The sequence below is a fragment of the Enterobacter cloacae complex sp. P17RS genome (assembly GCF_014895885.1).
GTDB classification, from domain to species: domain Bacteria; phylum Pseudomonadota; class Gammaproteobacteria; order Enterobacterales; family Enterobacteriaceae; genus Enterobacter; species Enterobacter bugandensis.
On sequence record NZ_JADBQK010000009.1, the window covers coordinates 297286 to 306334 of the forward strand.

At 46.1% G+C, this 9049-nt stretch carries 10 protein-coding genes; 8 read left to right on the forward strand and 2 right to left on the reverse strand.

Annotated elements, in window-relative coordinates; all coding sequences use genetic code 11:
- Nucleotides 1–27 precede the first annotated feature (27 nt).
- Together IM265_RS10045 and IM265_RS10050 are read right to left on the reverse strand one after the other, a co-directional pair.
- Complete coding sequence (locus tag IM265_RS10045) at nt 28–1314, reverse strand: HlyC/CorC family transporter (protein WP_193031152.1); 1287 nt, start codon at nt 1312–1314, stop codon at nt 28–30.
- Between the two features lie 18 nt (nt 1315–1332).
- Nucleotides 1333–2124 carry an inner membrane protein YpjD gene (locus IM265_RS10050; protein ID WP_032645009.1) on the reverse strand — a complete coding sequence of 264 codons (792 nt, stop codon included), beginning with the start codon at nt 2122–2124 and terminating at the stop codon, nt 1333–1335.
- A gap of 166 nt (nt 2125–2290) precedes the next feature.
- Between IM265_RS10050 and ffh the strand changes: the two genes are divergently transcribed.
- The 8 genes from ffh (at nt 2291) to IM265_RS10090 (ending at nt 9009) form a co-directional block, all read left to right on the forward strand.
- Nucleotides 2291–3652, forward strand: a complete 1362-nt coding sequence (ffh, locus tag IM265_RS10055; RefSeq protein ID WP_003863132.1) for a signal recognition particle protein — start codon at nt 2291–2293, stop codon at nt 3650–3652.
- A gap of 116 nt (nt 3653–3768) precedes the next feature.
- Nucleotides 3769–4017, forward strand: coding sequence for a 30S ribosomal protein S16 (gene rpsP, locus IM265_RS10060; RefSeq protein ID WP_022649067.1), 249 nt, complete (start codon nt 3769–3771; stop codon nt 4015–4017).
- Nucleotides 4018–4032: 15 nt separating this feature from the next.
- Nucleotides 4033–4572, forward strand: a complete 540-nt coding sequence (rimM, locus tag IM265_RS10065; protein WP_003863136.1) for a ribosome maturation factor RimM — start codon at nt 4033–4035, stop codon at nt 4570–4572.
- A gap of 31 nt (nt 4573–4603) precedes the next feature.
- Entirely contained in the window at nt 4604–5371 is a 768-nt protein-coding gene (gene trmD, locus IM265_RS10070; protein WP_193031134.1) for a tRNA (guanosine(37)-N1)-methyltransferase TrmD, read from the forward strand.
- Between the two features lie 43 nt (nt 5372–5414).
- A complete protein-coding gene (gene rplS / locus IM265_RS10075) occupies nt 5415–5762 on the forward strand; it encodes a 50S ribosomal protein L19 (protein WP_002914145.1) in 348 nt (115 codons plus the stop codon).
- A gap of 492 nt (nt 5763–6254) precedes the next feature.
- Complete coding sequence (locus IM265_RS10080) at nt 6255–6644, forward strand: GtrA family protein (protein WP_193031136.1); 390 nt, start codon at nt 6255–6257, stop codon at nt 6642–6644.
- Complete coding sequence (locus IM265_RS10085) at nt 6628–7602, forward strand: glycosyltransferase family 2 protein (RefSeq protein ID WP_193031138.1); 975 nt, start codon at nt 6628–6630, stop codon at nt 7600–7602. The genes IM265_RS10080 and IM265_RS10085 overlap by 17 nt, the downstream gene beginning before the upstream one ends.
- 33 nt (nt 7603–7635) lie before the next feature.
- Nucleotides 7636–9009 carry a hypothetical protein gene (locus tag IM265_RS10090; RefSeq protein WP_193031140.1) on the forward strand — a complete coding sequence of 458 codons (1374 nt, stop codon included), beginning with the start codon at nt 7636–7638 and terminating at the stop codon, nt 9007–9009.
- Nucleotides 9010–9049: the final 40 nt, after the last annotated feature.

The following is a 9049-nucleotide window of genomic DNA, read 5'->3' on the forward strand; positions in this document are numbered from 1 at the left end:
CGGCATTCGCCTTACCCGGCCTACGCTTTACTCGGCAATACTTTCCCGAAGTGGCGTAACGGGCAGCACCTTCACCTGCTTAATCATATTGTCCTGCACGTCCAGGATATCAATATCGTACTGCTCAATGCGCACCCGCGTGCCCGCCGCTGGGATCTCTTCCAGCGCTTCCAGAATCATCCCGTTCATGGTACGAGCTTCATCTTCCGGCAAATGCCAGTTAAAGGCTTTGTTGAGTTCACGGATGTTCGCGCTACCGTCAATCAGTACCGAACCGTCGTTCTGCGGAGTCACTTCCTCCGCGAGGGAAGGGGACATCGATGTGGTAAAGTCTCCGACAATCTCTTCCAGAATATCTTCGACCGTCACCAGGCCCTGAATATCGCCGTACTCGTTGACCACCAGGCCGACTTTTTTCTTGTTGCGCTGGAATTTCACCAGCTGCGTGCTGAGCGGCGTACCTTCCGGCACGTAGTAAATCTCGTCGGCGGCGCGCAGCATCACCTCTTTGGTGAACTCTTTTTTCTCGGTCATCAGACGGTAGGCTTCGCGCACGCGCAGCATGCTGATGGCGTCATCCAGCGAGTCGCGATAGAGCACGATGCGCCCATGCGGAGAGTGTGTCAGCTGGCGGACAATGGCTTTCCAGTCGTCGTTGATGTCGATACCGACGATTTCGTTACGCGGCACCATGATGTCGTTCACGCTCACTTTTTCCAAATCCAGCACCGACAGGAGCATATCCTGATTGCGCCGGGAGATCTGCGAGCGGGATTCGTTCACGATGGTGCGCAGCTCTTCTTTGCTAAGCGCGCTGCTGATAGTGACGTCGGCTTTGATCCCCACCATCCGCATCAAAACGCGCGTGACCATGTTCAGCAGCCAGACCAGCGGCATCATCAGGATCTGCAGCGGCGCCAGCAGGAAGCTGCTCGGGTAGGCCACCTTTTCCGGGTAAAGCGCGGCGATGGTTTTTGGCAGTACTTCGGCAAACACCAGCACCACAAACGTCAGCACGCCGGTGGCAATCGCGACCCCGGCGTTGCCGTACAGGCGCATCCCAACGATGGTACCGAGGGCTGAGGCCAGAATATTGACAAGGTTGTTGCCGATAAGCACCAGGCTAATCAGGCGATCCGGCTTGCGGAGCAGTTTTTCAACGCGACGGGCGGCGCGGTTACCCTGTTTGGCACGATGACGTAACCGGTAGCGGTTCAGGGTCATCATGCCGGTTTCCGAGCCGGAGAAATAGGCGGAGATGACCACCATGACGATCAGCGTAACGATCAGCGTGGTGGTAGAGATGTGTTCCAGGGGGAACTCCTTTGTTTCTTAGCCAGCAAATTGCTGTATGAAGCGGCTGCCAAAATAGGCAAGGGTGAGAATGCCCGCACCCGCGACGTTGAACCAGACGACGCGACGACCGCGCCAGCCTTCATGATAATGGCCCCACAACAGGACAATATAGACAAACCACGCGATGATGGAGAGCACTGCTTTATCGATATTCTCCACGCTGAACAGGTTCTTCATGTAAAACAGGCCGGTGCAGAGCGTGAGCGTCAGCAGCACCACGCCTATCTGGGTGATGTGGAACATCTTACGCTCAATGACCATCAGCGGCGGCATTTCATGGTTGAACGCCAGCTTTTTGTTTTTCAACTGGTAATCAATCCAGGCGAGCTGCATGGCGTAAAGCGCGGCGATGATCAGCGTCGCATAGGCGAACAGTGACAGGCCGATGTGCACCAGCATCCCCGGTGTCGCCTCCAGATGCGTAATGAATTCATTAGGCATAAAGGTGGCTAAAGCCAGATTGATCAGCGCGAAGGTATAGACAATCGGCAGCAGCAGCCAGCCGCGATTTTTAGACGCGACGATGGTCATTACCGTACAGATCATCAGGCTGACCAGCGAGCCGACGTTGAGGACGCTCAGGTTTTGCACGCTGCCGTCGCCGGGAATAATGCGTGATTCCAGCGCAAACGCGTGGCTTATCAGTGCGATGACCGCCGAAAGAATAGCCATGCGCCGCCAGCCGCTGTTTTTTTGCAGCAGTCCGGGAATAATCAGCGCGAGGCTGACAGAGTAGGCAACAAGGGCGATCAGTGCGAAAACAGGCATATAGGCATCGACAGTTGTCTTAATAAGAAAGAGAAGCAGTATAACGTTACGTGACGCCTGCTCCAACCGTTGCATAACAACAAAGGCGCCTTCATGTTATACTCCGGCAAAATTCTGTGTATGTGTCGCTCAATGCGGCCCAACGTTTCTACTCAGGCGAGAGACAATGTTTGATAATTTAACCGATCGTTTGTCGCGCACGCTGCGCAACATCAGCGGCCGCGGACGCCTTACTGAAGAGAACATCAAGGAAACGCTGCGCGAAGTGCGCATGGCGCTGCTGGAAGCAGACGTGGCGTTGCCGGTTGTTCGTGATTTTATCAACCGCGTAAAAGAGAAGGCGGTTGGTCATGAAGTTAACAAGAGCCTGACCCCGGGTCAGGAGTTCGTCAAAATCGTTCGTAACGAACTGGTTTCGGCGATGGGCGAAGAGAACCAGGTGCTTAACCTGGCGGCTCAGCCGCCGGCCGTGGTGCTGATGGCGGGCCTGCAGGGTGCGGGTAAAACCACAAGCGTCGGTAAGCTGGGTAAATTCCTGCGCGAAAAGCACAAGAAGAAAGTGCTGGTGGTCTCTGCGGACGTCTATCGCCCGGCGGCGATCAAGCAGCTGGAAACGCTGGCCGAGCAGGTCGGCGTGGACTTCTTCCCGTCCGACGTTGCCCAGAAGCCTGTCGACATCGTTAACGCCGCGCTGAAAGAAGCAAAGCTGAAATTCTACGACGTGCTGCTGGTGGATACCGCCGGTCGTCTGCACGTTGACGAAGCGATGATGGACGAAATCAAGCAGGTGCACGCTTCTATCAACCCGGTAGAGACCCTGTTTGTCGTTGACGCCATGACCGGTCAGGATGCGGCAAATACCGCGAAAGCGTTTAACGAAGCGCTGCCGTTAACCGGCGTGGTGCTGACCAAAGTGGACGGTGATGCCCGCGGCGGTGCGGCACTTTCTATTCGTCATATCACCGGTAAGCCAATCAAGTTCCTCGGCGTGGGCGAGAAAACCGAAGCGCTGGAGCCGTTCCACCCGGACCGTATCGCCTCCCGTATCCTCGGCATGGGCGACGTGCTGTCGCTGATCGAAGATATCGAGAGCAAGGTTGACCGCGCGCAGGCTGAAAAGCTCGCCAGCAAGCTGAAAAAAGGTGACGGTTTCGATCTGACCGACTTCCTTGAGCAGCTGCGTCAGATGAAAAACATGGGCGGCATGGCAAGCCTGATGGGCAAACTGCCGGGCATGGGCCAGATCCCTGACAACGTTAAATCCCAGATGGATGACAAAGTGCTGGTGCGTATGGAGGCGATCATTAATTCCATGACGCTGAAAGAACGAGCCAAGCCAGAAATCATCAAAGGTTCCCGTAAGCGCCGTATCGCTGCCGGTTGCGGCATGCAGGTGCAGGACGTTAACCGCCTTCTGAAACAGTTCGACGACATGCAGCGCATGATGAAGAAAATGAAGAAAGGCGGCATGGCGAAGATGATGCGCGGCATGAAAGGCATGATGCCTCCCGGTTTTCCAGGGCGTTAATCGCTTTTGAGATTGCTTTTTGCCCGAAAATGAGTAAAATTTTCGGGCTTTTAATATGACACCCGGGCTCCGTTCCTCGATGGGGCCCGGTTGTTTTATTCACACAAGAGGATGTTATGGTAACTATTCGTTTAGCACGTCACGGCGCTAAAAAGCGTCCGTTCTACCAGGTTGTTGTGACTGACAGCCGTAATGCACGCAACGGTCGCTTCATTGAGCGCGTTGGTTTCTTCAACCCACTGGCCTCTGGCGCAGAAGAAGAAACCCGTCTGGATCTGGATCGTATCGCTCACTGGGTTGGCCAGGGCGCTACTGTTTCCGATCGCGTTGCTACGCTGATCAAAGCAGCAAACAAAGCAGCTTAATCTGTCACGGTGGTCATGATGAGCAATAAAGCACCTGTTGAACCGATCGTATTGGGAAAAATGGGTTCTTGCTACGGTATCCGTGGTTGGCTCAGAGTGTTTTCCTCCACTGAAGACGCTGATAGCATTTTTGATTACCAGCCCTGGTTCATCCAGAAAGCCGGTAAGTGGGAAGAGGTCGAGCTGGAAAGCTGGCGTCACCACAATCAGGACATCATCATCAAGCTGAAAGGCATTGACGATCGTGATGCCGCGAATGCGCTGACTAATTGTGAAATTGTCGTGGATTCGTCGCAGTTGCCACAGCTGGAAGAGGGCGACTACTACTGGAAAGACCTTATGGGCTGCCAGGTAGTCACCACTGAAGGTTACAGCCTGGGGAAAGTCATCGATATGATGGAAACCGGGTCAAATGACGTTCTCGTCATTAAGGCAAACCTGAAAGATGCATTTGGCATCAAGGAGCGGCTGGTCCCGTTCCTCGATGGACAGGTTATCAAGAAAGTCGATCTCACTACTCAAACCATTGAAGTAGATTGGGATCCTGGTTTTTAAATTCTCCGGATAAACGGTAAAAGACGGCGCTATGTGGATTGGCATAATTAGCCTGTTTCCTGAAATGTTCCGCGCGATTACCGATTACGGGGTAACTGGCCGGGCAGTAAAGAATGGCCTGCTGAGCATCCAGAGCTGGAGTCCTCGTGACTTTACTCATGACCGGCACCGTACCGTGGACGATCGTCCTTACGGCGGCGGACCGGGGATGTTAATGATGGTGCAACCCTTACGGGACGCCATTCACACAGCAAAAGCCGCGGCAGGTGAAGGCGCAAAGGTGATTTATCTGTCACCTCAGGGACGCAAGCTTGATCAAGCGGGCGTGAGCGAACTGGCGACGAATCAAAAGCTGATTCTGGTCTGTGGGCGCTACGAAGGGATAGATGAGCGCGTAATTCAAACCGAGATTGACGAAGAATGGTCTATCGGCGATTACGTTCTCAGCGGTGGTGAGTTACCGGCAATGACGCTGATTGACTCCGTCGCCCGGTTTATTCCGGGGGTTCTGGGCCATGAAGCTTCGGCAACGGAAGATTCCTTTGCCGATGGATTGCTGGACTGTCCACACTATACTCGTCCTGAAGTGTTAGAAGGGGTGGAAGTACCGGCAGTGTTACTGTCTGGAAACCATGCCGAGATACGTCGCTGGCGTTTGAAGCAGTCGCTGGGCCGAACCTGGCTTAGAAGACCTGAACTTCTGGAAAACCTGGCTCTGACTGAAGAGCAAGCAAAGTTGCTGGCCGAGTTCAAAACTGAACACGCGCAACAGCAGCATGAACATGATGGGAAGGCGTAATACGCTCCCGAATATCAGTTTACCCAGGATAAGAGATTAAATTATGAGCAACATTATTAAGCAACTTGAACAAGAGCAGATGAAGCAGGACGTACCTTCCTTCCGTCCAGGTGACACCGTGGAAGTGAAAGTATGGGTTGTTGAAGGTTCCAAAAAACGTCTGCAGGCATTCGAGGGCGTGGTTATCGCTATTCGTAACCGCGGTCTGCACTCTGCATTCACTGTTCGTAAAATTTCCAACGGCGAAGGCGTTGAGCGTGTCTTCCAGACTCACTCTCCGGTAGTTGACAGCATTGCTGTTAAACGTCGTGGTGCTGTACGTAAAGCTAAACTGTACTACCTGCGTGAGCGTACTGGTAAGTCTGCTCGTATTAAAGAGCGTCTGAACTAAGATTCGCTTAAGCGACATCCTGTTAGAAAGGGCTGGCCGAAAGGCTGGCCCTTTTTTTATCCCTTAATTCATTGGCAAATTTACAAATAATATAGTTTATCGTTCTGACACATTTCACAATCAGGGATAGTATGCGCACATAAATTGCACTAAGTAACTTAAAAAATAACCACAGCATTTTAATTGTAGGTATATAATTGATTTGATAACAATCAACTAATGTTACGTGTGAGTTGTATCAAGTAAGCGAAGATAACTAGATGAGTCATTATTCAGATAAAGAAACATTAGTCTAAGTCTTCGCTGAAGAGTTAGTGTCGGAGATTCTCTCTATGAAAGTAGCTGTTTTCGCTAAAAAATTCCTTCCCCGGGAGGGCTGTCGTTATTTTAGTTAAAGTTAAGTAACCTAATGGACATAAACGTACCATTAAATCCTAGAGAAAAAATATAATGTATGGTATTGTCAAAAGTTAATGTTCTGGGGGATTGATAATGAAAAAAGTCGGTTTGTTTTTCTTGTTTGGCATTTTGCAATTTGCTTTTGACTCGGTCATCTATACTATATTATCAACAGTAGGCATAGATATTATTCTGGCTAATATTTTATCAAGAGGAAGCGCCGCGTTACTAGGCTATTTTGTTAATGGTAAATATACCTTCAATAAAAAACCATCCTCAGAGTCTTTTATTAAATTTTGTATTTACTGGCTCTTCATGACAGCATTGAGTAGCTTTTTACTTTGGATTTCGAAAGAAATATACTGTGGAGAGAAAAATGTTGGTGTCACATTTATAAGTAAGGTACTGGTAGAATTTATTTTGTTTTTTATCAGTTATATTCTGGCAAAAAAAATGGTTTTTACTAATGAAAACAATGCGTAAAGATATGAAAGTTGCTGTTGTTATCCCTTGCTACAAGGTGAAGAAACATATTCTAGATGTGATAAATAACATCGGAAATGAGGTGGCTATTATTTATGTTGTTGATGATAAATGTCCAGAGCTGTCAGGGGAATATGTTCAGCAGAATTGCATAGATCCACGAGTTAAAGTGATATTTAATAATGAGAATAAAGGGGTAGGTGGGGCTGTCATAAGCGGTTACTTAGCTAGCCTTGAAGATAATGTGGATATTGTTGTCAAGTTAGATGGTGACGGGCAAATGGATCCCTCCTTGATTGGTGATTTTATAAATCCTATCTCGAAAGAGTTTGCAGATTATACGAAGGGTAATCGATTTTATGACGTAGAAAGTTTAAAGCCTATGCCGAAAATCAGACTCTTTGGCAACACTGTACTTTCTTTTATGACAAAATTTTCATCTGGCTATTATAACATATTCGATCCAACAAATGGTTATACAGCTATTTCATCATTTGCCTTAAAGAAAATAAATCTTGATAAATTAAGCAAGCGATATTTTTTTGAGTCCGATATACTGTTTAGATTGAATTTAATTAATGCGAAAGTTGTGGATGTTCCAATGGATGCTATCTATGAAGATGAAGAATCTAATCTTCACATCAAGAAAATAGTATTTCCATTCTTGAAAGGTCATTTAAAAAATGCAATCAAAAGAATTATTTATAATTATTATTTGAGAGACTTTTCAGTTGCTTCAATTGAGCTATTTAGTGGGCTTTTATTATCAATGTTTGGTGTTTTATATGGATTGTTTGGTTGGTATAGATCTATATTTTTAAATGAGTTGGCTAGTGGGGGAACCGTGATGTTGTCTGCGTTACCTATTATTTTAGGTATGCAGCTTTTATTAGGGTTTATTCAGGCAGATATCGAACGTCAGCCTAAAAACTCAATAACTGAATTGTTTAATAAATAATTGCGCAAGTTGATATGATAAAAAGGAGTGGTAATGAATATTAATCTAAAACTGTCCACTGATAACTATGCAAAATTAAATTCTTTACTTTCGTACATGGTCGCCGTTGTTATAGCCTATTCTGTGTATTATATTTTATGTCCTGGGTTTATTTCGTATGATACTCTTGAACAATATAAACAAGCAGCAGGCATAATACCGGTTTACACTGCACATCCAGTTATAATGTCATATTTCTGGATGTTACTGATTAAGTTGACAAACAGGCCAGAGTTGTTGTTCCTCGTGTTTCAGTTGTTATACTGGAGCTCAGTAGCAATGCTTGCAAATGTATTGACAGAAAAGATATCTAAAAGACTACTTATCATGTTTTTTGTCGGGTTTTGGCCTCCCTTGTTTTTAATCTCATTAAATGTCTGGAAAGATGTGGTAATGATGTGTGCATTATCAATATCCGGAATATCTATATATGCTTATTCTCAGACACCTAAGCGATTCTGGATAATGCTGTGCTTATTTTCTTTATTGATAGCTACAGCAGTTAGGGTTAATGGATTTATACCATCGGTATTTATTTCGATGGGCCTTTTCTTAATGTATTTTTTAAATAAGAGAAGTGGCTTTCTTGAAGGTTTTATAAAATCTATAGTGTCCACAATTATATTTTTATTGACGTCGTTACTATTTGTTTTTGCAATTAACAGCAATGCAATAAAAACTCCTAGCTTAGGTTCTTTGGTTGGTTGGGATTTTGCTTGCATTTCTATTGATGAGAATAAAATCGTTATCCCTGATTATATGATAAAAGGAAAAGACAAAGGAAAGCTTCTTAAAGAAATGAAAGATGCGAACAGCAGAGAGGCTAATTTTCCTGTTTTTTCTGTTATTCCCATAAATATTGATGCTAAAGACCAGAGTAAACTTAAATATGATTGGGTGCGAATCATTTTTGAGCATCCTGGTGCGTATTTTAAGCACAGATGGTATGTTTTTTCAGTACTATCTGGTAAGACTGTGAATGGTCACACATATTATCCATTCCATCCCGGGATACAAAGCAATGATCAGGGTTTTTACTTTAAACATATCAATGAAGATACTGCCAATAAGTTGATTGGATTTTTTACTTTAGTTGCGGATACGATACCGTTTAAGGTATATATTTATTATATCATTTCAATTTTAATAATGATTAGATGTGTTTCTTACTTTGTGAAAGCAAAAGGAAATGCTTACACAAATATAGCTATTTTTGCAATATGCATGAGCGGGTTAATGAGTAATCTTTCATTGTTATTCTTGGCTACAGCAGCTGATTTCAGATATTCAATATGGCAAATATTATCTGTGGTTATTGCTACATTGATGATAATATCTTCATCCGTACATCAAAAAACTGTCGATTAAAAGTTAGTATAGTACGTTAATCTTAAGAGGGTGATAAATT